The organism is Enterobacter cloacae complex sp. HYC042_NIDB (assembly GCF_056673315.1).
In genome coordinates this window covers 3,085,495-3,110,302 of sequence record NZ_CP109650.1, presented here as the reverse complement: position 1 = coordinate 3,110,302, position 24,808 = coordinate 3,085,495, and the positions used below count along the sequence as shown (strand labels likewise).

The window sequence follows — 24,808 nt, the reverse complement described above, 5'->3', positions numbered from 1 at the left end:
GGCTCTCTTTCCATGGACTGTACAGGCTAATTTCCAAAAACGAGAGCAAAATCGAATAGCCGATTTTTTAACGTTTTAATCTTGTGATGAAAACCGTTAATATAAGCCAAATTATCACTCAGTAGCGTTATCCCTATTCTGGAGACATTTCCTTTGATCAACGTCCTTCTTGTTGATGACCACGAACTGGTGCGCGCAGGGATACGACGCATTCTTGAAGATATTAAAGGTATTAAAGTTGCCGGTGAGGCGTGCTGTGGGGAAGATGCCGTAAAATGGTGCCGCACAAACTCGGCCGATGTGGTGCTGATGGATATGAATATGCCCGGTATCGGTGGCCTTGAGGCAACACGCAAAATCGCGCGTACCTTTGTTGATACAAAAGTCATCATGCTGACCGTGCATACTGAAAATCCGCTTCCTGCGAAGGTGATGCAGGCGGGGGCAGCCGGTTACCTGAGCAAAGGCGCCGCACCGCAGGAGGTCGTCAATGCTATCCGTTCTGTGTTTGCCGGGCAGCGTTACATTGCCTCCGACATTGCGCAGCAGATGGCGCTGAGCCAGATCGAACCCGAGAAAACGGAATCACCGTTTGCCAGTTTGTCTGAGCGTGAATTGCAGATTATGCTGATGATCACCAAGGGTCAGAAAGTGAATGAGATCTCAGAGCAGCTGAATCTCAGCCCGAAAACGGTCAACAGCTATCGTTATCGTATGTTCAGTAAACTGAACATTCATGGTGATGTTGAACTGACTCATCTGGCCATCCGGCACGGTTTATGTAACGCGGAGACGTTGTTAAGTCAGTGAGTGATGTATTCGATTCAAAAGCATTTCTGAAAACCGTAACCAGCCAGCCAGGCGTCTATCGGATGTATGACGCTGGCGGTACGGTTATCTATGTGGGGAAGGCCAAAGATCTTAAAAAGCGTCTTTCCAGCTATTTCCGCAGTAACCTTGCCTCCCGTAAGACCGAAGCGCTGGTCTCACTCATTCAGAATATTGATGTCACCGTGACGCATACCGAGACGGAAGCGCTGCTGCTTGAGCACAACTATATTAAGCTCTACCAGCCGCGCTATAACGTGCTGCTGCGGGACGACAAATCCTATCCGTTTATTTTTCTGAGTGGTGACACCCATCCGCGCCTGGCGATGCACCGCGGCGCAAAACACGCGAAAGGGGAATATTTCGGCCCCTTCCCGAATGGCTATGCCGTGCGAGAGACGCTGGCGCTGCTGCAAAAAATCTTCCCGATCCGCCAGTGTGAAAACAGCGTCTACCGCAACCGCTCGCGCCCGTGTTTACAGTACCAGATTGGGCGTTGCCTTGGCCCCTGTGTTGCCGGGCTGGTCAGTGAAGACGAGTATGCGCAGCAGGTAGAGTATGTACGCCTGTTCTTAGCTGGCAAAGACGATCAGGTTTTAACCCAGCTGATCGCCAGAATGGAAAAAGCCAGCGCCGCGCTTGAGTTTGAAGAGGCTGCGCGGATCCGCGACCAGATCCAGGCGGTGCGCAGAGTCACTGAGAAACAGTTTGTCTCAAATACCGGCGACGATCTCGACGTTATTGGCGTGTCCTTCGACGCCGGCATGGCCTGCGTGCATGTGCTGTTTATTCGCCAGGGCAAAGTGCTCGGCAGCCGCAGCTATTTCCCGAAGGTGCCTGGCGGCACCGAGCTGGGTGAAGTGGTGGAAACCTTTGTTGGCCAGTTTTATCTTCAGGGCAGCCAGATGCGTACGCTGCCCTCGGAGATCCTGCTCGATTTTAGCCTTGATGACAAAACCCTGCTGGCCGATTCGCTTTCCGAACTGGCCGGGCGTCGGGTCAATGTTCAAACCAAACCGCGCGGCGACCGTGCACGCTATCTGAAGCTGGCGCGGACCAACGCGGCGACGGCGCTCACCACTAAACTGTCCCAGCAATCGACGGTTAGCCAGCGTCTAACCGCGCTGGCGACGCTCCTGAAGTTGCCGGAAGTGAAGCGAATGGAATGTTTCGATATCAGCCATACGATGGGTGAGCAGACGGTGGCGTCCTGCGTGGTATTTGACGCCAACGGCCCGCTTCGCGCCGAGTATCGCCGCTATAACATCACCGGCATCACGCCGGGTGATGACTATGCTGCCATGAATCAGGTGCTGCGCCGTCGCTACGGTAAAGCGATTGAAGAGAGCAAGATCCCGGACGTGATTCTTATCGACGGTGGGAAAGGGCAGCTAGGTCAGGCGAAAGCGGTATTCGAGTCGCTCGATGTTGAGTGGGACAAAAACCATCCGCTGCTGTTAGGCGTGGCAAAAGGGGCCGATCGTAAGGCCGGTCTGGAAACGCTGTTTTTTGAGCCGGAAGGTGAGGGCTTCAGCCTGCCGCCGGACTCCCCGGCGTTGCACGTCATCCAGCATATTCGCGATGAGTCGCACGACCATGCCATCAGCGGCCACCGCAAAAAACGGGCGAAGGTCAAAAACACGAGCACGCTTGAGACTATTGAGGGCGTTGGGCCAAAACGCCGCCAGATGCTGCTGAAGTATATGGGCGGATTGCAAGGATTACTCAACGCCAGTATGGAGGAAATTGCAAAAGTGCCGGGTATTTCGCAAGGGCTGGCAGAAAAGATCTACTACTCGTTGAAACATTGAGGGCTCTGTAGCAACATAGAGCTAAATTTTACTGACAACAAATAGTTACCGTCACTATGCAATATAATATCCCTACGTTGCTCACTCTCTTTCGTGTTGTACTCATTCCGTTCTTTGTGCTGGCGTTTTACCTGCCGGTCGTCTGGGCACCGTTCGCCTGCGCATTGATCTTCCTTATTGCAGCGGTAACTGACTGGTTTGATGGCTATCTGGCGCGCCGCTGGAACCAGAGCACCCGTTTCGGCGCCTTTCTCGATCCGGTAGCGGATAAAGTGATGGTCGCGATCGCGATGGTGCTGGTGGCTGAGCACTATCATACCTGGTGGGTGACGCTGCCCGCTGCAACTATGATTGGCCGTGAGATCATCATCTCTGCGCTGCGTGAGTGGATGGCGGAACTGGGGAAACGCAGCAGCGTCGCGGTATCCTGGATTGGTAAAGTAAAAACCACCGCGCAGATGGCCTCGCTGGTGTGGATGCTCTGGCGCCCGAACGCCTGGGTTGAGTGGGCGGGGATTGGCCTCCTGTGGGTGGCGGCAGTGCTGACGCTGTGGTCAATGCTGCAATATTTGAACGCTGCGCGCGGGGATTTGCTTGATCAGTGATCGTTTCGCCGTAATTTTCAGCAAACAATCCAGACAAGCAAAAAATAACGTTGACTCATCACGTCATATCAGTAGAATGCAACGCATCGAACGGCGGCACAGCAAGCCGGACGATAATGAAATCAAGTGGTTAGCAGTTAACTTGATAACATGCGGGAATAGCTCAGTTGGTAGAGCACGACCTTGCCAAGGTCGGGGTCGCGAGTTCGAGTCTCGTTTCCCGCTCCAGATTAAAGACATGCGCAATAGCGGGTGTCAGTTAGAAAAGTTTTACGGCGCGTTAGCAAAGCGGTTATGTAGCGGATTGCAAATCCGTCTAGTCCGGTTCGACTCCGGAACGCGCCTCCACTTTCTTCCCGAGCCCGGATGGTGGAATCGGTAGACACAAGGGATTTAAAATCCCTCGGCGTTCGCGCTGTGTGGGTTCAAGTCCCACTCCGGGTACCATGGGAAACAAAGAATAATCAAAGCAATAAGCAGTGTCGTGAAACCACCGAAAGGTGGTTTTTTTGTGCCTGAAATCCACTTTCTTGCATCATTGTTATTATTCAGTTATTCAGTTATTCAGTTATCCAGAGCGAAGGTGTATTTGTCGGCGATACGACAGGGATTCGCGAAGATGCATTGCATCAGTACCCCTGTCATATCGCCGATATCATTCTGCGCTCAGGTTGTCAGAAATATTCACGCTTGCCACGGACTGAACTTTCCATGCGCCATTTTCTTTGACCATGCAGTCAATCACGGTGTGATCCCGCTTTTTGCCGAATGATATATACACCTGCATGCATGCGGCATCGTAATCTAATGCCCGCGCACTGACGATGCCCCAGTCATCATCATATCCCTGGGCCTTTATGAACATATCGACGTCAGGCACGTCATATTCATCCGGATCCAGCTTATCCATGGCTTTGAGTTTGCTGATTGTTTCGCGGGTAACGTATCGGCTCAGCGCTTCATAGTTTTTTATTGGCTCTTTCCCGCTAAGAATCTGCGAGATGTACCACTTATTAAACTGAAGGGCGGCGGATGCCTCAGGGGGTAGCTTCTGTGCAGCTGATACGAGAGTGGGCAGAAGCAGGGCAGCAAGAATTATTTTTTTCATGTTAGTCATGCCTGTATATTGCATACGCTGGCTTTACTTCCCGGTATTCTTTTCCCGGATACATTGTTCGCTGAACAAAATCAGAGTACCAGACGCCGTTCCCGCCATAGATGCATGCATGGCCATAGGGGTGGTGGGCTGTAGGCTGAATCACTGCCACGTCACCCTCAACAGGCTCGCCGTAAATCTGATGGAAGCCAGCCAAAATCAAAGTGCTTTTCATATCCTTAGCATAATGTGTGTTCTGCAGATTAGCACCGCCAGCGCGAATGGCTTTTGAAACAAATTCTGCACATCTTTTCTGGCTATGCTCGCCCGCATGCTGGCGGGCGTAAACTGCGGCTTTATGGGCACTCCACATAATTTAATCCCTTATAGAACTAATGGTTAACAAGGGAAACATTACGCCTGTAAGTTGCAGTTTTTTGTAAATAAGGGTGATCGGAATTAAATCACTATCTGTTTGTATAATGGTGTTTGGTTAATCCATACGGCATCTTTATGCCCGCTATCGCGGGCGTTTTAATATCCACCCAAATACGCCTTCCTCACCTCCTGATTTCCCAGCAGCTCCTCGCCGCTGCCGCTCAACCGGATCTGCCCGTTAACCATCACATATCCGCGGTCGGAAAGCTTCAACGCATGGTGCGCATTCTGCTCCACCAGAAAAATGGTCATGCCGTTGCGGGCCAGCTCGCGCAGCGTCTGGAAGATCTGTTTCACCACTATCGGCGCTAAGCCCAGGCTCGGTTCATCCAGCAACAGCAGCCTGGGACGGCTCATCAGCGCCCGGGCGATCGCCAGCATCTGCTGTTCCCCGCCGGACATGGTCATCGCGCGCTGCTTGCGCCTCTCCTTGAGGCGAGGGAACAGGTCGAACATGGTTTGCATATCTTCAGCCGCAAACCGGTTGCCGATGGGGATGGTTCCCATCAGCAGGTTCTCTTCGACGGTCATATCCGGGAAGACACGCCGGCCTTCAGGCGCCTGCGCAATGCCGCCGGAGGCGACGTAGTGGGTGGATTGATGGCTGATGTCGTCACCACTGAACAGAATCTGCCCGCTCCGGATGCGCGGCTGGCCAAAGATAGACATCAGCAGTGTCGATTTACCCGCGCCGTTCGCGCCAATCAGCGCCACGGTCTCACCTTTATTGACCTCCAGGGAGACCTGCTTCAGCGCCTGAATGGCACCGTAGAACACATCCACCTCGCGAAATGCCAGCAGCGGTTCGGTCATAGGGTCACCTCGCTTTCGTCCGTGCCCAGGTAGGCAGCAATCACTTTTTCATCATGCTGGATCTGTTCGGGCTTCCCTCTGGCAATAACATCGCCGTGGTCGAGCACGATAATGTCGTCCGAAATCTCCATCACCATCCCCATATCATGTTCAATTAGTAAGACCGTGATGTCATGACGATCGCGCAGGAAACGAATAATGCTGCTCAGCTTATGCGTTTCGACCGGGTTAAGCCCGGCGGCGGGCTCATCCAGACAGATCATCTCGGGCCCGGTACACATTGCCCGCGCGATCTCCAGACGCCGCTGCTGCCCGTACGACATCTCTCCCGCCAGGCGATTGGCGCACTCCACCAGGTCCACCACCTCCAGCCAGTAGAAGGCCCTGTCCAGGGCATCGCTTTCCGCCCGCCGATATGCCGGCGTGTTTAAGATCCCGGCGAGCAGATTGCGGTTAACGCGCATATGCTGCGCGACCAGCAGGTTTTCCACGACAGACATCTCGCGAAAAAGGCGGATGTTCTGAAAGGTGCGCGCCAGCCCGGCGCGGTTCACCAGGTGCGTTCCGCCAAACATTTTGTAGAACAGGCGCTGCCCGAACTGCGCGGGGTTAATCCAGTCGCCCGGCTGGAATTTTTGTCCGAGGACCTGAATAACGTTGGTCGTTTTAGTGCGGGTAGAAAATAAAATATTGCCGCCGGAGGCCTTATAGAAACCCGTCAGGCAGTTAAACACGGTTGTTTTTCCCGCTCCGTTTGGCCCGATAAGGGCGGTAATGGAGCCGCGCTGCACGTCCAGATTAACGTCGTTAAGCGCCTTAATCCCACCGAAGTGCATCATCAGATGTTCCACGCGCAATATCGTCCCGTTCATGGCGCCACGCCCTTACGCACGGCAAACCCGCTGCGGTTAATGCGGATCAGGCCGCGTGGACGCCAGATCATCATCACCACCATCAGCATGCCAAACAGCAGGACGCGGTACTCCGCAAAACTGCGCAGCAGCTCCGGCGTTACCGTCAGCACGAAGGCGGCCAGCACCACGCCAAGGGTAGAGCCCATGCCGCCCAGCACCACGATGGCGAGGATCAGCGCGGATTCAAAGAAGGTAAAGGAGGTCGGATTCACAAACCCCTGATAGGTTGCGAAGAACACCCCGGCAATCCCCGCGGTCGACGCGCCCAGCGTAAAGGCGGAGAGCTTCACCAGGACGTGATTCAACCCCATCGAGCGGCAGGCAATTTCGTCTTCTCGCAGGGCTTCCCACGCCCGGCCAATCGGCATCCGCGTCAGGCGATGTTTGACGTAGAGCACCAGCATCACCACCAGAAAAAGTACGGTATAGATAAAGATAAACTTCATGTTCGGGTTGTAGGTCAGGTGGAAAAACTCGTGAAAAGGCACGCCGCCCTCTTTCGCGCGTCGTCCAAATTCCAGGCCGAAAAAGGTGGGGGGAGGGGCTGACACGCCGTTTGGCCCCCCCGTGAAGGTCAGCCAGTTGTTCAGGATCAGGCGAATGATCTCCCCGAACCCGAGGGTGACGATCGCCAGATAGTCGCCGTGCATGCGCAGTACCGGAAAGCCGAGCAGGGCACCGGCGGCGGCGGCCATGATTGCCGCCAGCGGCAGCATGCTCCAGAAGCCTAACCCCAAATACTGATACCCCAGCGCCAGACCGTACGCGCCAATCGCGTAGAAGGCGACGTACCCCAGGTCCAGCAGGCCGGCCAGCCCCACGACGATGTTCAGCCCCAGACCGAGAAGCACGTAGATCAGCCCGAGAATGGCGACGGTCAGCACATACTTGGTGGCGACAAACGGGAAGCAAACCGCAAGCGCAATCACCAGAGGAATAATCCAGCGCATGCGGCTTTTGTAGTCCGGTGGCCTAACATAGACGCCCGCGTTATCGGCTTCGAAGCGCGCCTGGAAACGAGCGCCCGCGGCGGTACCCAAAAAAGCGCTCAAGAGAAAACGCCCCAGCATTACAATACCGACCATCCAGGCCAGCCGTTGTCCGGCAAAGTTAAAGCTGTACCCGTCCAGCACCACGCCAGCAATCGGACCGAAGATAATCAGCGCAATCAGCCCGGAAAAAATCGCGTCCAGAACGCAGCGCTTTAGAGAAAAACCGTGCGATGTCATCATTCTCTTCCTCACACTTTGGCCACAACCGGACGCCCGAGCAGACCCTGGGGCCGGAAAATCAGGATCATGACCAGCAGGCCAAACGAGAAGACATCTTTATAGTCCGAGTTCACCATGCCCGAGAACTGGGCTTCTGCGACGCCAAGGATTAGGCCACCGAGCATGGCGCCGGGCAGGGAACCGATACCGCCGAGCACCGCCGCCGTAAAGGCCTTAATGCCAATCACAAACCCGACGTAGAAATCAAAGGTGCCGTAATTCATGGTGATGAGTACGCCCGCCAGGCCGGCCATCGCCGCGCCGATAACAAAGACCAGGGAGATAATCCGGTCGGTGTTGATCCCCAGAATAGAGGCCATTTTGCGATCCTGCTGTACCGCGCGGCACATCCGCCCCAGCCGGGTATGGTTGATTATCCACGTAAGCACCAGCATGCCGGCAAACGAGGCGAGCAGAATAAACACTTTGGTGTAGGTTATCTGCACGAACCCGTCGCCAAGATGCAGTCGAATCACGCCGTCGAGCATGGTCGGCACCCCTTGCTGGCGCGGGCCCTGGCTTAGCTGGGCGTAGTTTTGCAGGATAAGCGACATCCCGATGGCGGAGATAAGCGGCGCCAGGCGCGTGGAGTTGCGCAGCGGCCTGTAGGCGATACGCTCGATAGTCCAGCCGTACACGCCAGTTACCGCGATGGTGAACACCAGCGTACCCAGAATCAGCAGGGGGAAGGACTCAAGCCCGAAGAAAGAGAGCAGCGCCAGACCAATGGCGCAGAGATAGGCGGAAATCATATACACTTCGCCGTGGGCGAAATTGATCATCCCGATAATGCCGTACACCATGGTGTAGCCGATGGCGATCAGGCCGTAGACGGAGCCCAGCGTTAAGCCATTGACTAACTGCTGCAGGAAGAATGTACTCATCTTAGCGCGCTCGTTTTATAGGCTGCGCGAGGCGCGCAGCCTGATGTTTATTACGCGCCGACGGGCAAGCCCGCCGGCGTTGAGCGTGACTCCGTCCCGTTACTGCACTTCCTTATATTTTCCCTTGTCGTCCCACTGGTAAACCACGTAGTCAGACACTTTCAGGTCGCCTTTGCTGTCCCAGGCTTTTTTGCCCATCACCGTGTCGACGGAATTGGCTTTCAGCCACTCGCTGGCTTTCGCGGAATCCTTGCCGCCGGTGGCCTTGAAGGCTGCGGCAATGGCCTGTACGGAGGCATAGGAGTAGAGGGTATAACCTTCCGGCTCGAATTTACCGGCGCGGAATTTGTCGATAACCGCTTTACCGTCCGGGATCAGGCGCGGATCTTTACCAAAGGTCATGTAAATGCCGTTGGTATATTGCGGGCCGCCCGCTGCCGTCACCATCTCTTCGTTGACAATGCAGTCGCCGGAGAAGAATTTCGCCTGCACCCCCTGTTCACGCATCTGGCGAACCAGCGGGCCAGCTTCCGGGTGACAGCCACCGAAGAACACCACGTCCGGTTTTTGCGCGCCGATCTTCGTCACCAGCGCGTTAAAGTCTTTTTCACCGCGGGATAAACCTTCATACATCACATCCTTGACCCCGCGCTTCGCCAGCGCCGCTTTGGTGGCGTCTGCCAGCCCTTGTCCATAGGTGTCTTTATCGTGAATGATGACCACGCGTTTGGCTTTCAGCTTGTCGATAATGAAGTCGCTGGCGACCTGACCCTGCTGGTCGTCGCGGCCACACATGCGGAACATGTCGCTCATGCCGCGTTCGGTGATCTGCGGGTTAGTTGAGCCGGGAGTAATCGCGATGATGTCCGCGTCGCTATACACCTCGGAGGCGGGCATGGTGGAAGAGGAGCAGAAATGGCCGACCACGGCGTTGACCTTATCCTGGTCGACTAAGCGGTTGGCGACGGCCACCGCCTGCTTAGGCTCGCAGGCGTCATCCCCCTGAACCAGTTTGATCTTCTCACCGTTAATACCGCCTGCGGCGTTAATGTCTTCTGCGGCCTGCGTTGCGCCGTGCCAGTACTGATCGCCGTAGGTGGCATTAGGGCCCGTGAACGGTCCGGCGACACCGATCACGATATCTGCCCGGGCGGAAAATGCCGTTACCAGACAACCGGCCAGCACAAGAGAAACAGGCGTTTTGATAAATTTCAGCGACATTATTATGTTCCTTAGCAAAGAGGTTTTTGCACCACGGCGTAAGCCTGAACGCCCAGGGCGCAGCCAATCCAAAAACACGAGCAAGAACAAAATGCACTAAACGAACGGCATCCTGCGTGATACGGCGAGGTTTCCATGCGCAGCGTCGCGCGAAGAACAGCAAGCAAAAACGTTGCCAGAATGGTTAACCCCTTGACGGGGTTATGACATGTTTGAGTATAGAGCGCCGCGTTATCCCGCCCTGCGCCAGGAGAAGAATTTACAGCGGAGATCACACATCGTTAACAATAAAGCCCATAAGTTGTGCAACGGTCACGATTTGCACACTTTTGCAGCAATAAAGACCTAAACTTCAGCCAGGGCAGGCGTGCGATCTGTGGTAGGATCCTTTCCTTTTTTATCAGGAGTGTCCGCGATGACGGAAGGTCCATTAAATGAAAGCGAAATGGCGTGGCTGGAAGAGACATTAATGTCTTACGGTCATGACGATGCGTCCGTGATTGACGTGTCCGAACTGGACGGCATGCTTACTGCAGTGCTTTCCGGCCCTGTTGTCGTTGAGCCAGATGCCTGGCTGGTGGCGGTGTGGGGCGGGGAGAAGTACATCCCGCGCTGGAAAAACGATCGCGAGATGAACCGTTTTATCGATCTCTGCTTTAAGCATATGAACGACATTGCCGAGCGCCTGAGTGAATACCCGGATCAGTTTGAGCCGCTGTTCGGCTATAACGACGTTGACGGGGAGAGTTACACCGTTGTCGAAGAGTGGTGCTATGGCTACATGCGCGGCGTGGCGCTGACGGACTGGTCAGCCTTGCCGGAAGCCCTGAAGGCCGATCTCGATGTGATTGCCCTGCTCGGAACGGAAGAGAACAGCGAGAAGCTGGATGAACTGTCCGAAGAGGAGTATATCGCCAGCATCGAGAGCATCCAGCCTGCGGCCCTGCGCTTATACAACTACTGGGTGGAGAACCCGCAGCAGCCGGAAGCGAAGAAGCCTGTCGTGAACGGCACGAAAGTGGGGCGTAACGATCCGTGTCCTTGCGGCAGCGGGAAGAAGTTTAAGAGCTGCTGCCTGCACTGATAAAAAAAGGGGCTGATGATAGCCCCTTTTATCTTTAACCCACTTCCGGCAGCATCCCGGCGGCAATCAGCACCTGCACCAGAATAATCATTACCCCGCAGCCAAACACAACGCACAGCAGCGGTTTTCCTCCCGCGACGCGATATCCTTGCTGAGGATGCTGCTGACGGCTTTTCCACGCCAGCAGGGAAGGGAGCAGCAGGGCCAGGACAGAGAGCGCCACCCCCGCGTAGCCCAGCGCCATCACAAACCCGCGAGGGTAAAACAGCGCAAACGCCAGCGGCGGCAGGAAGGTAATGGCTCCGGTCTGTAACCGTCCGGCGGCAGTATTGCGACGCTGGAACAGGTCGGCCAGGTAATCGAACAGGCCGAGCGCTACGCCCAGGAACGAGGTCGCGAGCGCCAGGTCGGCGAACAGGTGAACCGCCAGCTCCACGTGCGGCGAGGTGACCACCTCGCGCAGCGACAACAGAAAACCGTTCAGGCCAGCGTGCTGCGCCATCAGCCCGACGAAGGTTGAAGAGTCAATGCTACCCAGCGTCACCAGCTGCCAGAAAATGTAGGCGATCAGCGGAATGGCGCTGCCGATAATAAACACACGACGCAGCTTGCGGACATCACCGTGCATATAGCTGACGATGCTCGGCACGCTGCCGTGGAAGCCAAACGAGGTGAAAATGACCGGAATGGCGGAAAGCGCCAGCCCTTGCTCCAGCGGCAGCGTCAGCAGGTTCACCTTGTGCACGTGCGGTGCCAGCAGCGCCAGCATGACAACCAGAAACAGAATTTTGGCGCTGAACAGAAAACGGTTAAAGAGATCGACCAGCGATGTGCCCACGCAGACCACGCCGCCGCCAATAAGCGCAAAGAAGATAGCCCCCGTTGCAGGGGTAATGTCAGAGCCAAACCAGTCGTTGACGCTGGAGGCGATTAACTCCCCGGCACCGCTGATATACGCGGCCGTGAGGGCGTACATCAGGAACATCATGCTAAAGCCGGTGATCCACTGGCCGTAGCGTCCCAGATAGCGCGCCGCCAGCGAACCCAGCCCGGTATCGGCGGGCACATGCTGGTAAACCTCAAGCAGCAGCAGTGCGGTATAGCACATTAATGCCCAGAGCGTGCCAAGCAGCAGCAGGGTCATCCCAAATCCCACTCCCGCGGCAGCCAGAGGCATTGCCAGCATTCCTGCGCCAATCGTCGTTCCGGCGACGATAAAAATACTTCCCAGGGTTCTGTTCTTCACGCTTTCCTCTACAACGACGCTTAACCGCAACAAAATCTGCGGCGCAGAGTAAGGCAAAAGCGGTAATTCGTCAAACCACCGTTACAAGGCGTGTAATGAAAGGTTTACGTATTGCGCTACTGCCCATCCTGAGTGAGGCGACGGTCAGGCGTGACGTAAATAGGGCGTACGGGGAATAAAATGCGTGTTTTAATGCAGGGAAAGGTAAATTAACGCGGCGCCGGAAACCGGCACCGCACTGATATTAATTCTGCGTATCGAGAGTCGACAGTTCTTTATCAATAAAGTAAAGTCCTTCGCCGGATTTACCCACCAGGGATAATTTATCCAGCACGGATTTAAACAGCTTCTCTTCTTCGTGTTGTTCCGCAACGTACCACTGCAGGAAATTAAAGGTTGGATAATCCTGGCCGATCATTGCCGCATGAACCAGTTCGTTAATTTTCTGGGTGATCAGCTGTTCGTGCTCGTAGGTGGCGCGGAACAGTTCGTCGAGAGAATTATATTCAGCAAAAGGCGATGCCACGTTCTCAATGCGCGGCAGGCTGCCCGTATCGGTCAGATAATCAAACAGGCGCTGCATGTGGGTCATCTCTTCCTGGGCGTGACGACGCAGAAACGCGGCCGCACCTTCAAAGCTGTGATAGCTGCACCAGGCGCTCATCTGCTGGTAGAGAAGGGATGAATAGAGCTCAAGGTTCATTTGTGCATTGAGCTTGTCGATCATTTCAGTTTTCAGCATGGTGGCGCTCCGGATTATTATTACGGGTTCATAATGAGCGACACTATAATTTGTTATTTAATTATTTGCAAAACGTAAAATTAAATATTTGTTCGTTTAAAATACGAATGGGAATAAAACGCATTGGCGATATTTATTTTTTATTAATGCGAATTGTTTTTGTTCTTAGTTAAATAAAGCGCCAGCAAACGCTGGCAGCTTTGGTTAATACCAGGGATTATTTGCCTTAGGGTTAACGGCATACCCCATGCACTTATACTGGATAGTAACGCTCTCGTTCAGGCACAAAGAGCCGCTTGTCAGGGTACAGGTTTTGACCGGCTGCCCGTAGGCAGAGGCGGTGGCATAGCCCATGTTCTGACAGGCTTTTACCGCGGTACCGTTATTAACATATTCATCGGACCAGGCGTTTTGCAGCACGGCCTGGCCATAGTCGAGGCGGACAATGCCGTTCGGCGCGTCGAGGCTGCTGATTTCCGCCTGGCGTTTAACGCTGCATCCCGCGAGCAGCAGGACTGTAGCGGCTACGATGGCTCTTTTCATGGTTCGCTCTGAGTGGATGGAAATACGTTATCGTACCCGCAGATGCCCGCTGCAATGCCAGGAATAGCCGGACGATCTACCCTCACTCTTTGCAACGGACGACGTAGATCCTCCCCTTCACAAAATTGTGAGCGTGCATTGGATTTTTAAAACTCCATTTCATTTACTTTGAAAGTCTGTTTATTTGATGCCAGAATGAACGGGAACAGGTATCCATGGCGGGGAGCGCCCGCAGCGCATTCTGGAGAGACACGATGAAAATTGCACTGATGATGGAAAACAGCCAGGCGGCTAAAAACCCAGTCATATTAAAAGAGTTGAAAACGGTAGCCGATGAAAAAGGGTTCCCGGTTTACAACGTGGGTATGAGCGACGAAAACGATCATCACCTGACCTACATCCACCTGGGCATTATGGCGAGCATTTTGCTGAATGCGAAAGCGGTGGATTTTGTGGTCACCGGCTGCGGCACCGGGCAGGGGGCGCTGATGTCGTTAAACATCCACCCTGGCGTGATTTGCGGCTACTGCATCGATCCCGCAGACGCGTTTCTCTTCGCGCAAATCAATAACGGCAATGCGCTCTCTCTGCCTTTTGCCAAAGGGTTTGGCTGGGGAGCGGAGCTAAACGTTCGCTTTATCTTTGAAAAGGCGTTTACCGGCCGAAAAGGGGAGGGATATCCTCCAGAGCGTAAAGAGCCGCAGGTGCGTAACGCCGGTATTCTGAACCAGGTAAAAGCGGCCGTGGTAAAAGATAACTATCTTGACTCGCTGCGCGCCATCGATCCTGAGCTGGTGAAGACCGCTGTTTCCGGCCCGCGTTTCCAGCAGTGCTTCTTTGAAAATTGCCAGGATAAGGCGATCGAGGATTTTGTTCGCAGTATCGTGGGTTAATTCGCACTGCGCAGTTTAAATTGTGACATGCGTCACAAAAATATTGATCTTTGTGACGATGGTCATATTATAGGCACATTGACTATAAAGTTGTATAACAAGTTAATGGAGCATCACAATGAAACTGCGCAAAATCCTGAAAAGTATGTGGGCCAATTACTGCCGCACTTTTAAAGACGTGCCGCCTGGCGCCATGTTCTGATAAAAAAAACCTGCTTCGGCGGGTTTTTTTGTGTCCTGCGGCAATGAAGGGCAGATGTCACGGGCCACGTTTTGATACTATGGCGGCCTTTGAATAAGGAGAAAGCCCCATGTCACAAAACCTGAGCGCCGATCAGGAACTGGTCTCTGACGTTGTCGCCTGTCAGTTGGTTATCAAGCAAATTCTTGATGTTCTGGACGTTATTGCACCGGTTGAAGTGCGCGAGAAGATGTCCACGCAGCTGAAAAACATCGATTTTGCCAGCCATCCCGCGGCTGCCGACCCGGTGACGCTTCGCGCGATCCAGAAAGCCATCGCGCTGATTGAACTGCGCTTTACGCCGCAGGGCGAGTCTCATTAAAACGCGAACGGGCGACCGCGCGTGTCGCCCGTTGAAAACGTTAAAAGAAGGTCTGGACCAGCAGGTAGCTCGCCGCGCAGGCGCAGCTCACGCCAATTAGCCCCGGCAGAATAAAGCTGTGGTTAATGATGAATTTGCCGATGCGGGTTGTTCCCGAGCGGTCAAAGCCGATGCAGGCTAAATCACTCGGGTAGGTCGGCAGAACAAAATAGCCGTAGGACGCCGGGAAGAAGGCGATCAGCATTTTTGGATCGATGCCCAACATCAATCCCATCGGCGCCACGGCCGTCAGGGCCGCCGCCTGGCTGTTTACCAGCTTCGACACCAGGAAAAGCACGATGGCATACGTCCACGGATGGCTTTTCACCACCCCTTCCAGCGCCAGCTTTAACTCATCGAGATGCGCCTGGAAAAAGGTATCGCTCATCCACGCCACCCCGAACACCGAGAAGATCGCCACCATACCGGCCTTAAATACCGCACCGTTTGAGATGGCTGAGGCATTGACCTTGCAGGCCATCAGCATCACGGCACCGGCGATGAGCATCATCATCTGAATGACGAGGTTCATCGACAGGGCCGTCATTTTACCTTTCAACTCGAAGGCCGGGCGCAGTTCGGGGAAAGCCCCGAGCAGGACTACCACCGCAATACCGGCAAAGAAAATCCATGTCGACCAGTAGGCCTGCTTCGGAAAACGCTGGTTCATTAACGTCTCCGTGCCGCCATAGATAAACTCGCGCTGTTTGGGATCTTTCAGTTTCTCCTGAAACTCCCCGTCGTCAGCCAAATCTTTCCCCCGACGTAAACTCCACAGGGCCGCGATCGCGACGCCGAAAAGCGAAGCGGGAACCGATACGGCGAGGATTTCCAGGATCCCCCACGCGTGCCCAATCCCATGCTGTGCGGCCAGGATGGAGACCAGCGACACAACGGCGACGGAAACCGGAGACGCGGTGATCGCCATCTGGGATGCCACCGATGCCACCGCCATTGGGCGTTCCGGGCGGATCCCTTTTTTCAGGGCGATATCCGCAATGATGGGGAACATGGTGTAGACCACGTGCCCGGTACCGCACAGAAAGGTCAGCATCCAGGTGGTAAAAGGGGCGAGAAGCGTGATGTGCTGCGGGTGTTTGCGCAGCAGGCGTTCAGCAAACTGCATCATGACGTTGAGGCCACCCGCGGTCTGCAGGGTAGCGGCACAGCCAATCACTGCGAGAATGGTTAACATGACGTCAACCGGAGGCTTGCCGGGCTGGAGCCCAAAGACAAAACACAAAATAAAAAGGCCAATACCGCTGATTAACCCAAGCCCCATGCCGCCGAAACGTGTTCCCGTCAGCAGGCAGAGGAGAATGACAACAAACTCAATGGTGATCATGCTTTTCCCTCGTCAATGATTATGTAATTAAATAAATCATTACATTTTGTAAGGTTAATCATTGAGAGCGAGATCTGATTTGTTAAATTTCAGCAAAAGCAGAGGGTTGGGGAAATAAGAAGGAACCTGCCCCCCTGAACCAGGGCCAAGGCAGGTTAAACGCTTAGTGGTGCTGCACCGTCACAAGATCGAGCAGGTGGCGGTCGGCTTGCTCCGGGCGTAAACCGGCCTGGCGCGCATTGTGGATCTCATCCGCCAGCGTTTTCAGCAGCATACCGTCCTGCTGCTGTTCTTTATCCATATCGCGTAAAAATTTAAGAGTGATGATGTCATGCTGTGCTCTGGCTTCATCGGCCAGCTTGTTGAGCGTCGTACAGCGCTGCTCATGTTCTTCCAGAGTTTTCTGGAACAGTTCTTCCAGAGAAGAGTAATTTTCGTTGATCCCATCAAGGGCTTTAACAACCGGGTTAGCCCCCGCGGCCTTCAGGAAGTTAAAGACGCGCATCATATGGGTGACGTTGCTTTGTGCCTGTGAACGAAAGAACGTGGCAGAGCCCGTGAGACTTTTTTCAGAACACCATGCACTTAAGTGAAGGTGCAGGTTCGAGGCGTAGAACTCAAGGTTCATCTGCGCGTTAAGTTTTTGCATCATCGTTTGGGTAGCCATACTCATATCCTTATAGACTGTGGGACGTGATGTCCGCTGCTTAACCTGACAGACAGGCAAATACGAAGAAAAACAGAATTGCAATTTTTGCAGTGACTAAAATCGATCGAAAATTCACTTCCTGTGTTCGATATAAATAAGCATACCTTTGTCTTATGATTAAGAAAACTCTTAATTAGGCTGTGTTTACCATACATTACAAAGTTTAATATAGTACAAAAATACAAATATATAGCCACCAAATGAAATTTTATTAACCTGTTGATATTAAAGGTTAAGTTTCTTTCGAGGGATACTGATTTACTTTCGTGAACATTTAGCCGGAATAATGCTCTGTAAGAAAAATAAATACAGATTATTCATTTCAAATATATGATGCGTTGCTGAATTTGCGCTAAGTCAATTTTAACGGAATAACGCCTTTTCATGACGCGTTCGTTTTTTTGATGAAAAGCATGGACCCCCGTCAGGGGAGAGCCACAGCGACATCCGCCGTAAGGCATCAGGGATTTCTTAGCTAATCTTATGGATAATTCTGCTTACCCTGCTTTCATTTGTCAGACAATTCCTGCCTTTTTTATGTCATTTTTCGCTGAATTTATGTACGCAATTACTGTAATTCTGCGGTGTGATGGGGCTCTCTTATGGATGATTAATTTCCCGCTAAAACTATCACCAGCAATAACGCTTATGACGAGGTAAGCGCTAATGCCTTGTTTTAAGTCCGATTAAATAAGAAGCACGCAAATCTTCCCTACAGAAAAGAATGCTAAAGCTGGAGTTTACCATGCACAAATTTACTAAAGCGCTGGCGGCCATCGGTCTGGCTGCCGTTATGTCACAATCCGCTATCGCTGAGAATTTAAAACTCGGTTTTTTGGTAAAACAGCCGGAAGAACCCTGGTTCCAGACCGAATGGAAATTCGCTGATAAAGCCGGAAAAGATTTAGGTTTTGAAGTGATTAAAATCGCCGTGCCGGACGGTGAAAAAACCCTGAACGCCATCGACAGCCTGGCGGCCAGCGGCGCGAAAGGCTTTGTTATCTGCACTCCGGATCCAAAACTCGGATCGGCAATTGCGGCGAAAGCCCGCGGTTACGACATGAAGGTTATTGCGGTTGACGATCAGTTCGTTAATGCCAAAGGCAAACCGATGGACAGCGTTCCGCTGGTCATGATGGCGGCGACCAAAATCGGTGAACGTCAGGGGCAGGAGCTTTATAAAGAGATGCAGAAACGCGGCTGGGATGTGAAAGAGACCGCCGTCATGGCCATCACCGCAGACGAGCTGGACACGGCGCGTCGTCGTACGACCGGTTCAATGGACGCGCTGAAAGCGGCTGGCTTCCCTGAAAAACAGATCTATAAAGTGCCAACCAAATCTAACGACATCCCGGGCGCCTTTGACGCGGCGAACTCTATGCTGGTCCAGCACCCGGAAGTGAAGCACTGGCTGGTGGTCGGCATGAACGACAACACCGTGCTGGGCGGCGTGCGCGCGACGGAAGGTCAGGGCTTCAAGGCGCCTGACGTTATCGGGATCGGCATCAACGGCGTGGATGCGGTGAGCGAGCTGTCCAAAGCGCAGGCCACCGGCTTCTACGGCTCTCTGCTGCCAAGCCCGGACGTTCACGGCTACAAATCCAGCGAAATGCTCTACAACTGGGTCACCAAAGGGGCTGAACCGCCGAAATTTACCGAAGTGACCGACGTGGTGCTGATTACCCGCGACAACTTCAAAGAGGAACTGGCGAAAAAGGGACTGGGCGGTAAGTAATACGCTGTGATTGTGCCCCTTACTCGCCGTAAGGGGCCAGACGTACACACTACAGGAATCACGGAGTCGTTATGCAACAGTCTAATCCGTATCTCTCTTTTCGCGGCATCGGGAAAACGTTTCCCGGTGTTAACGCGCTGACCGATATCAGCTTCGACTGCTATGCCGGCCAGGTTCATGCCTTGATGGGGGAAAACGGAGCGGGGAAATCCACGCTGCTAAAAATCCTCAGCGGCAACTACGCGCCAACAACCGGCACGCTGGCCATTCGCGGTGAAGAGGTGGCCTTTGCCGATACCACGGCGGCGCTCAACGCCGGTGTCGCCATTATCTATCAGGAACTGCACCTCATCCCTGAGATGACCGTGGCCGAAAATATCTATTTAGGCCAGCTTCCGCACAAAAGCGGCGTGGTGAATCGTTCACTACTTAATTATGAAGCGGGGCTGCAGCTTAAGCATCTTGGTCTGGACGTCGATCCCCAGACCCCGCTGAAATACCTCTCCATCGGCCAGTGGCAGATGGTTGAAATTGCCAAGGCGCTGGCGCGTAACGCCAGGGTTATTGCCTTTGATGAACCCACCAGTTCGCTCTCCTCGCGTGAAATCGAAAACCTGTTCCGCGTGATCCGCGAGCTGCGGCAGGAAGGCCGCACCATTTTGTACGTCTCGCACCGCATGGAGGAGATATTTGCCCTGAGCGATGCCATCACCGTATTTAAGGATGGGCGCTATGTGCGCACCTTTACCGATATGCAGCAGGTTAACCATGATCAGCTTGTTCAGGCGATGGTCGGGCGCGATCTGGGCGATATCTATCACTGGAAACCGCGCGAGTACGGCCCCGAGCGCCTGCGTCTGGACAACGTCAAAGCGCCGGGCGTGCGGACGCCGGTTTCGTTATCCGTACGCAGCGGTGAGATCGTCGGTCTGTTTGGCCTTGTAGGGGCGGGGCGTAGCGAGCTGATGAAAGGGCTGTTCGGCGGTACACGCATTACCGCAGGGCAGGTCTCCATTGACGGCGAGCAGGTGGATATCCAGAAACCCGCCCACGCAATCAGGGCCGGGATGATGCTCTGCCCGGAAGACCGCAAGGCGGAGGGGATCATTCCGGTGCATTCGGTGCGCGACAACATCAACATTTCCGCCCGGCGTAAATTTATCCGCGCGGGTTGCCTGATTAACGACGGCTGGGAGTCGAGCAACGCCGACCATCATATTCGCTCGCTGAATATCAAAACGCCGGGACCGGAACAGCTGATTATGAATCTGTCAGGAGGAAACCAGCAGAAGGCCATTTTAGGCCGCTGGCTGTCGGAGGATATGAAGGTCATTTTGCTGGACGAGCCGACGCGCGGTATCGATGTGGGCGCAAAACACGAGATTTACAACGTGATATATGAACTGGCAAAACGCGGCGTGGCGGTGCTGTTCGCCTCCAGCGATCTGCCTGAGGTGCTTGGCGTTGCTGACCGCATTGTAGTGATGCGCGAAGGCGAAATCGCCGGTGAGTTACTTCATGAACAGGCGAATGAACAACAGGCGTTGAACCTCGCCATGCCTAAAGTCAGCCAGGCTGTCGCCTGAGTAAGGAGTTAATGATGTCCTCTGTTACTACATCCGGAGCGCCGAAGTCGGCTTTTAGTTTTGGACGCATCTGGGATCAGTACGGCATGCTGGTGGTCTTTGCCGCACTCTTCATCGCCTGTGCAATCTTCGTCCCTAATTTTGCCACCTTCATTAATATGAAAGGGCTGGGACTGGCGATTTCCATGTCCGGCATGGTGGCCTGCGGCATGCTCTTCTGTCTGGCCTCCGGTGATTTCGACCTGTCGGTGGCCTCGGTTATCGCCTGCGCGGGCGTCACCACGGCGGTGGTGATCAACATGACGGAAAGCCTGTGGATTGGCGTTTTTGCCGGTCTGTTGCTTGGCGTGATCAGCGGTCTGGTGAACGGTTTTGTTATCGCACGCCTGAAGATTAATGCCCTGATTACACGCTTGCAACGATGCAGATAGTCCGTGGTCTGGCCTATATCATTTCCGACGGTAAAGCGGTAGGGATTGAAGACGAGCGCTTCTTTACGCTGGGCTACGCCAACTGGCTGGGCCTGCCTGCGCCTATCTGGCTCACCGTGGCCTGCCTGATCCTGTTCGGCTTCCTGCTGAACCGCACCACCTTTGGTCGTAACACGCTGGCGATCGGCGGCAATGAAGAAGCGGCCCGTCTGGCAGGGGTGCCGGTTGTACGCACCAAGATTATTATCTTCGTGCTCTCCGGGCTGGTCTCCGCCGCGGCGGGGATTATTCTGGCGTCGCGTATGACCAGCGGCCAGCCAATGACGTCTATCGGTTATGAGCTGATCGTCATCTCGGCGTGCGTTTTAGGGGGCGTTTCCCTCAAGGGAGGCATCGGAAAAATCTCATATGTGGTGGCCGGTATCCTGATTTTGGGCACGGTGGAAAACGCCATGAACCTGTTGAATATTTCGCCGTTCTCTCAGTACGTCGTGCGCGGCCTGATCCTGCTGGCAGCCGTGATTTTCGACCGTTACAAGCAAAAAGCGAAGCGTACCGTGTAACCCCAGCGCTGACTTTTTATTGCTCAACTAATAACCATAGTTGACCCCTGAACCGCCTCGCCAGTTTTGCTGGCGGGGCGGTTGTCAAATGGCGAGGCCCATCACACTGTCTATACTTACATGGCTATGAAAGAGGTAAAGGCGTTTACCTCTCGTAAACCGTAAGGAGGATTAGGGTGGCTGACTTGTTAACCGCACCGCCTGTACTGCCCGGAAAATATGCTTTCTTTTTTGACCTCGACGGGACGCTCGCCGGGATCCAGCCGCATCCTGACGACGTGGTCGTACCGGATACGGTGCTAGAGAATTTGCAGCAGCTCTCTCGACTGAACGAGGGCGCATTGGCATTGATTTCAGGGCGCTCAATGGCCGAGCTGGACGTGCTCGCCAGTCCTTACCACTTTCCGCTGGCCGGTGTACACGGAGCGGAGCGCCGCGATATCCATGATCAACTGCATGTTGTATCACTCCCCGATACCTTAATTCAGGCGTTACATACTGAACTCTCCTCGGCGCTGGCGTCGCTCCCGGGCACGGAACTGGAAGCGAAAGGCATGGCGTTCGCCTTGCACTATCGGCAGGCTCCGCATCACGAAGCGGCGATCTTTGCGATTGCCCGCAGCGTGGCCGATGCACATCCGCAGCTCGCGCTGCAGCCGGGGAAGTGCGTCGTTGAGATAAAACCTGAGGGCATCAATAAGGGGGCCGCTATTGCGGCGTTTATGGCGGAACCGCCATTTAAGGGACGTACACCGGTATTTTTTGGCGATGACCTGACCGATGAGGCCGGTTTTCGCGTGGTGAAACAGGCCGGAGGGATCGCCGTCAAGGTAGGGCCTGGTGACACTGTCGCTGAATGGCGTCTGGCGAATGTCGAGGCCGTCTGGCAGTGGATTTCTGATATCGCTAACCAGCAACAACAACAAATAGCGCAAAACAAAGGGGGAAACCATTATGGGTCGCTTAGTCGTCGTCTCTAACCGAATTGCACCGCCTGATGATAAAAAAGCCAGTGCAGGTGGCCTGGCGGTAGGGGTATTAGGTGCCTTAAAAGCTGCTGGCGGGCTGTGGTTTGGCTGGAGCGGTGAAATCAATGAACAAGAGAAACCGCTTAAAAAGGTGACGCGCGGGAACATTACGTGGGCATCATTTGCGCTCAAAGAGAAAGACTATGACGAGTATTACTCGCAGTTCTCCAACGCGGTCCTGTGGCCTGCGTTTCACTATCGTCTTGATCTGGTGAAATTCCAGCGTGAATCCTTCGAGGGCTACTCGCGGGTGAATGCGCTGCTGGCGGATAAACTGCTGCCTTTAATTGAGGAAGACGATATTTTATGGATCCACGATTATCATCTGCTCCCCTTCGCCAGAGAGTTGCGTAAAAGAGGAGTCAATAACCGAATTGGCTTCTTCCTGCACATTCCGTTCCCGACGCCGGAAATTTTCACCGCGCTGCCGCCGCATGAAGAACTGCTGGAGGCGCTGTGTGATTATGACCTGCTGGGCTTCCAGACCGAAAATGACCGTCTCGCGTTCCTGGACTCCGTGTCAGGCAAAACGCGCCTGGTAACCAACGGCGGCAAAACCCATACGGCGTGGGGCAAAACCTTCCATACCGAGGTCTATCCGATTGGTATTGAACCCGACGAAATTGCGGAACAGGCCTCGGGCCCGCTGCCGCCGAAGCTGGCCCAGCTTAAGAATGAACTCAAGCACGTGAAGAATATCTTCTCGGTAGAGCGTCTGGATTATTCCAAAGGGTTGCCGGAACGCTTCCTGGCGTATGAAACGCTGCTGGATAAATACCCTCAGCACCACGGTAAAATCCGCTATACCCAGATCGCGCCAACGTCGCGCGGGGAAGTGCAGGCCTATCAGGATATTCGTCATCAGCTGGAGACAGAAGCAGGGCGCATCAACGGGCGCTACGGCCAACTGGGCTGGACGCCGCTCTTTTATCTGAATCAGCATTTTGACCGTAAGATCCTGATGAAGGTCTTCCGCTACGCTGACGTTGGCCTGGTTACGCCGCTGCGTGACGGGATGAACCTGGTGGCAAAAGAGTACGTGGCGGCTCAGGACCCGGCGGATCCGGGCGTGCTGGTGCTTTCCCAGTTTGCAGGGGCAGCGAACGAACTGACCTCAGCGCTGCTCGTTAACCCTTACGATCGGGATGATGTGGCAAATGCCCTCAACCGCGCGCTGACCATGCCGCTGACGGAGCGAATTTCCCGCCATGCCGAAATGATGGAGACGATCCGGAATAACGATATAAATCACTGGCAGGCGCGTTTTATTCAGGATCTACGCGAAATAGCCCCGCAAAGTCACGAAGGCGATCTGCAAAAAAAGATCGCGACCTTCCCTAAACTCGCCTGATATTCCTCTGGGGGGGTTAAGCCCCCCCAAGCGGGACTAACAGCACGTCAACCTGGCTTGAGGCGATAATAGATTTTGCCGCGCAGGTAGCCCTCGATATAAAGCTGTGGTTATGGTTCCCGCAAATCACTAAATCAATATTTTGCTTGCGGCACATATTAAGAATATGGGCATTCAGTTCCCCCGTCGCAATAACGGTTTCATCAATGGGGTACTCTGCTTTTTCGACAAGCTCTCGCAGAAACTGCTGCGTTTCCTCCTGCAAAACCTCACGAATATCTTCCAGCATCGGGGCCGCCAGTTGATTGTACATCTCGGGCTCGGCCGCGAGGGTAATGAGGCTGATGCGCGCATTATGCGGCCGGGCGATGGAAACGGCCCGGGCGACAAGCTGGTGGCTTTCGGGGGAAACGGCAACAGAAACAAGAAGATGGGAGTAACTCATGGCGCACTCCTTAGATGCCTGACAGACAGCGTTTCATCACCATTACCGCGAATTTCCTGGTTTCGCAAGACTTGAATACGACATTAGTGTGAAGCTTATCATAATTATTCATTAATTATTCTTATAAGAAGAATAACTGATAAATGCGCCTAAATGAAAAAAATTAACAACTTAACGTAAGTCACACAAATCTTCGCTTTCGCTATTAAATCATTCTAACAAGTTATAAACGCATTTCGAATGATCACGCAATGAAACAATTTTATTGCCAGAAATGCATAACTCTATGTTTTATCGAAGTAATCAAAATGTATCCCTGACGCATACGCGATGTAAACGATTGCTGATACTGCACGCACGGGTAAAAGCACATTGCGTGCCACTTATTCTCAAGCTTATGCATGAGTATTCGTCGATTAAGAAAACAAAACAGTGCTGATTGCTTAAAAAATGAGCAAATTAGAAGTCATACTGATGGATTTATGGGTAACATTCACTTAAATTGTGTGACGTGGATCACATTTTTTTTAAATTTGAGGGTGGCTGCATTGTATGTGTCAAATCTGGCGAGTAGAGTTTGCGTCGAATTAGGAAAAATCTTAGTTATTTGTAAGAAATGATAAA

Annotated in this window: 24 protein-coding genes, 3 tRNA genes and 1 pseudogene; 15 read left to right on the top strand and 13 right to left on the bottom strand. The window is 53.6% G+C overall.

All coding sequences use genetic code 11. The features are described from left to right. Positions 1 to 153 precede the first annotated feature (153 nt). The 6 genes from uvrY to OKF39_RS14930 all read left to right on the top strand — a co-directional run bounded on the left by uvrY (position 154) and on the right by OKF39_RS14930 (position 3,691). Positions 154 to 810 carry a UvrY/SirA/GacA family response regulator transcription factor gene (gene uvrY / locus OKF39_RS14955; protein ID WP_013096026.1) on the top strand — a complete coding sequence of 219 codons (657 nt, stop codon included), beginning with the start codon at positions 154 to 156 and terminating at the stop codon, positions 808 to 810. Further along, positions 807 to 2,639: an excinuclease ABC subunit UvrC gene (gene uvrC / locus OKF39_RS14950; protein ID WP_047367835.1), complete on the top strand. Its 1,833-nt coding sequence runs from the start codon at positions 807 to 809 to the stop codon at positions 2,637 to 2,639. Before uvrY ends, uvrC begins: the two co-directional genes overlap by 4 nt. 56 nt (positions 2,640 to 2,695) lie before the next feature. After that, on the top strand, positions 2,696 to 3,244 hold the full coding sequence (pgsA, locus tag OKF39_RS14945) for a CDP-diacylglycerol--glycerol-3-phosphate 3-phosphatidyltransferase (protein ID WP_041909393.1): 549 nt from the start codon (positions 2,696 to 2,698) through the stop codon (positions 3,242 to 3,244). 152 nt (positions 3,245 to 3,396) lie between these two features. Continuing rightward, positions 3,397 to 3,472, top strand: a tRNA-Gly gene (locus OKF39_RS14940). Between the two features lie 46 nt (positions 3,473 to 3,518). Beyond that, a tRNA-Cys gene (locus OKF39_RS14935) sits at positions 3,519 to 3,592 on the top strand. A 12-nt stretch (positions 3,593 to 3,604) separates the two neighbouring features. After that, a tRNA-Leu gene (locus tag OKF39_RS14930) sits at positions 3,605 to 3,691 on the top strand. 208 nt (positions 3,692 to 3,899) lie between these two features. On the opposite strand, the gene OKF39_RS14925 is transcribed toward OKF39_RS14930, so the two are convergent. The 7 genes from OKF39_RS14925 to OKF39_RS14895 form a co-directional block, all read right to left on the bottom strand. Continuing rightward, complete coding sequence (locus OKF39_RS14925) at positions 3,900 to 4,352, bottom strand: DUF3828 domain-containing protein (RefSeq protein ID WP_028013673.1); 453 nt, start codon at positions 4,350 to 4,352, stop codon at positions 3,900 to 3,902. 1 nt (position 4,353) lies between these two features. Beyond that, positions 4,354 to 4,713 (bottom strand): CHAP domain-containing protein, encoded by a 360-nt coding sequence (locus tag OKF39_RS14920; protein WP_479983098.1) that lies wholly within the window; start codon positions 4,711 to 4,713, stop codon positions 4,354 to 4,356. A 161-nt stretch (positions 4,714 to 4,874) separates the two neighbouring features. After that, positions 4,875 to 5,591: an ABC transporter ATP-binding protein gene (locus tag OKF39_RS14915; RefSeq protein WP_048956505.1), complete on the bottom strand. Its 717-nt coding sequence runs from the start codon at positions 5,589 to 5,591 to the stop codon at positions 4,875 to 4,877. Further along, the gene (locus OKF39_RS14910; RefSeq protein WP_045260336.1) at positions 5,588 to 6,463 is read right to left on the bottom strand and encodes an ATP-binding cassette domain-containing protein; all 876 of its coding nucleotides are present in this window, start codon (positions 6,461 to 6,463) and stop codon (positions 5,588 to 5,590) included. Before OKF39_RS14910 ends, OKF39_RS14915 begins: the two co-directional genes overlap by 4 nt. Next, the gene (gene livM, locus OKF39_RS14905; protein WP_045260335.1) at positions 6,460 to 7,734 is read right to left on the bottom strand and encodes a high-affinity branched-chain amino acid ABC transporter permease LivM; all 1,275 of its coding nucleotides are present in this window, start codon (positions 7,732 to 7,734) and stop codon (positions 6,460 to 6,462) included. Before livM ends, OKF39_RS14910 begins: the two co-directional genes overlap by 4 nt. Positions 7,735 to 7,745: 11 nt before the next feature. Then, complete coding sequence (locus tag OKF39_RS14900) at positions 7,746 to 8,660, bottom strand: ABC transporter permease subunit (protein ID WP_028013668.1); 915 nt, start codon at positions 8,658 to 8,660, stop codon at positions 7,746 to 7,748. 99 nt (positions 8,661 to 8,759) lie between these two features. Next, positions 8,760 to 9,881 (bottom strand): branched-chain amino acid ABC transporter substrate-binding protein, encoded by a 1,122-nt coding sequence (locus OKF39_RS14895; protein ID WP_479983097.1) that lies wholly within the window; start codon positions 9,879 to 9,881, stop codon positions 8,760 to 8,762. A gap of 415 nt (positions 9,882 to 10,296) precedes the next feature. On the opposite strand from OKF39_RS14895, the gene OKF39_RS14890 reads away from it, so the two are divergent. Next, positions 10,297 to 10,965 carry a YecA/YgfB family protein gene (locus OKF39_RS14890; protein WP_479983096.1) on the top strand — a complete coding sequence of 223 codons (669 nt, stop codon included), beginning with the start codon at positions 10,297 to 10,299 and terminating at the stop codon, positions 10,963 to 10,965. Between the two features lie 34 nt (positions 10,966 to 10,999). Here OKF39_RS14890 and tyrP read toward each other — a convergent pair whose 3' ends face one another. The 3 genes from tyrP to yecR all read right to left on the bottom strand — a co-directional run bounded on the left by tyrP (position 11,000) and on the right by yecR (position 13,496). Next, positions 11,000 to 12,211 (bottom strand): tyrosine transporter TyrP, encoded by a 1,212-nt coding sequence (tyrP, locus tag OKF39_RS14885; protein ID WP_479983095.1) that lies wholly within the window; start codon positions 12,209 to 12,211, stop codon positions 11,000 to 11,002. A gap of 244 nt (positions 12,212 to 12,455) precedes the next feature. Then, positions 12,456 to 12,953 carry a non-heme ferritin gene (gene ftnA, locus OKF39_RS14880; protein ID WP_028013664.1) on the bottom strand — a complete coding sequence of 166 codons (498 nt, stop codon included), beginning with the start codon at positions 12,951 to 12,953 and terminating at the stop codon, positions 12,456 to 12,458. Positions 12,954 to 13,157: 204 nt separating this feature from the next. Continuing rightward, positions 13,158 to 13,496 (bottom strand): YecR family lipoprotein, encoded by a 339-nt coding sequence (gene yecR / locus OKF39_RS14875; RefSeq protein ID WP_041909409.1) that lies wholly within the window; start codon positions 13,494 to 13,496, stop codon positions 13,158 to 13,160. A gap of 254 nt (positions 13,497 to 13,750) precedes the next feature. Between yecR and OKF39_RS14870 the strand changes: the two genes are divergently transcribed. From OKF39_RS14870 to OKF39_RS14860, 3 genes are all read left to right on the top strand, one after another. Next, positions 13,751 to 14,389 carry an RpiB/LacA/LacB family sugar-phosphate isomerase gene (locus OKF39_RS14870; protein WP_028013662.1) on the top strand — a complete coding sequence of 213 codons (639 nt, stop codon included), beginning with the start codon at positions 13,751 to 13,753 and terminating at the stop codon, positions 14,387 to 14,389. Between the two features lie 118 nt (positions 14,390 to 14,507). Continuing rightward, entirely contained in the window at positions 14,508 to 14,591 is an 84-nt protein-coding gene (azuC, locus tag OKF39_RS14865) for a stress response protein AzuC (RefSeq protein WP_014884364.1), read from the top strand. Between the two features lie 109 nt (positions 14,592 to 14,700). Then, positions 14,701 to 14,952, top strand: coding sequence for a DUF2766 family protein (locus tag OKF39_RS14860; protein ID WP_008500405.1), 252 nt, complete (start codon positions 14,701 to 14,703; stop codon positions 14,950 to 14,952). A 40-nt stretch (positions 14,953 to 14,992) separates the two neighbouring features. Here the strand turns inward: OKF39_RS14860 and OKF39_RS14855 are convergent, their stop codons facing one another. Together OKF39_RS14855 and OKF39_RS14850 are read right to left on the bottom strand one after the other, a co-directional pair. Next, positions 14,993 to 16,336 carry an anaerobic C4-dicarboxylate transporter gene (locus tag OKF39_RS14855; RefSeq protein WP_028013661.1) on the bottom strand — a complete coding sequence of 448 codons (1,344 nt, stop codon included), beginning with the start codon at positions 16,334 to 16,336 and terminating at the stop codon, positions 14,993 to 14,995. 163 nt (positions 16,337 to 16,499) lie between these two features. Next, a complete protein-coding gene (locus OKF39_RS14850; RefSeq protein WP_028013660.1) occupies positions 16,500 to 17,003 on the bottom strand; it encodes a non-heme ferritin-like protein in 504 nt (167 codons plus the stop codon). Positions 17,004 to 17,790: 787 nt separating this feature from the next. Here OKF39_RS14850 and araF point away from each other — a divergent pair. From araF to otsA, 5 genes and pseudogenes are all read left to right on the top strand, one after another. After that, positions 17,791 to 18,780, top strand: a complete 990-nt coding sequence (araF, locus tag OKF39_RS14845) for an arabinose ABC transporter substrate-binding protein AraF (RefSeq protein WP_008500409.1) — start codon at positions 17,791 to 17,793, stop codon at positions 18,778 to 18,780. Positions 18,781 to 18,851: 71 nt separating this feature from the next. Continuing rightward, positions 18,852 to 20,366: an L-arabinose ABC transporter ATP-binding protein AraG gene (araG, locus tag OKF39_RS14840; protein WP_479983094.1), complete on the top strand. Its 1,515-nt coding sequence runs from the start codon at positions 18,852 to 18,854 to the stop codon at positions 20,364 to 20,366. 14 nt (positions 20,367 to 20,380) lie between these two features. Continuing rightward, positions 20,381 to 21,360: pseudogene (gene araH / locus OKF39_RS14835) on the top strand (arabinose ABC transporter permease AraH). A gap of 176 nt (positions 21,361 to 21,536) precedes the next feature. Next, a complete protein-coding gene (gene otsB, locus OKF39_RS14830) occupies positions 21,537 to 22,340 on the top strand; it encodes a trehalose-phosphatase (protein WP_028013657.1) in 804 nt (267 codons plus the stop codon). Next, positions 22,315 to 23,739, top strand: a complete 1,425-nt coding sequence (otsA, locus tag OKF39_RS14825) for an alpha,alpha-trehalose-phosphate synthase (RefSeq protein ID WP_028013656.1) — start codon at positions 22,315 to 22,317, stop codon at positions 23,737 to 23,739. The genes otsB and otsA overlap by 26 nt, the downstream gene beginning before the upstream one ends. A 16-nt stretch (positions 23,740 to 23,755) precedes the next feature. Here the strand turns inward: otsA and uspC are convergent, their stop codons facing one another. Then, a complete protein-coding gene (uspC, locus tag OKF39_RS14820) occupies positions 23,756 to 24,184 on the bottom strand; it encodes a universal stress protein UspC (RefSeq protein WP_063437716.1) in 429 nt (142 codons plus the stop codon). Between the last annotated feature and the right edge of the window lie 624 nt (positions 24,185 to 24,808).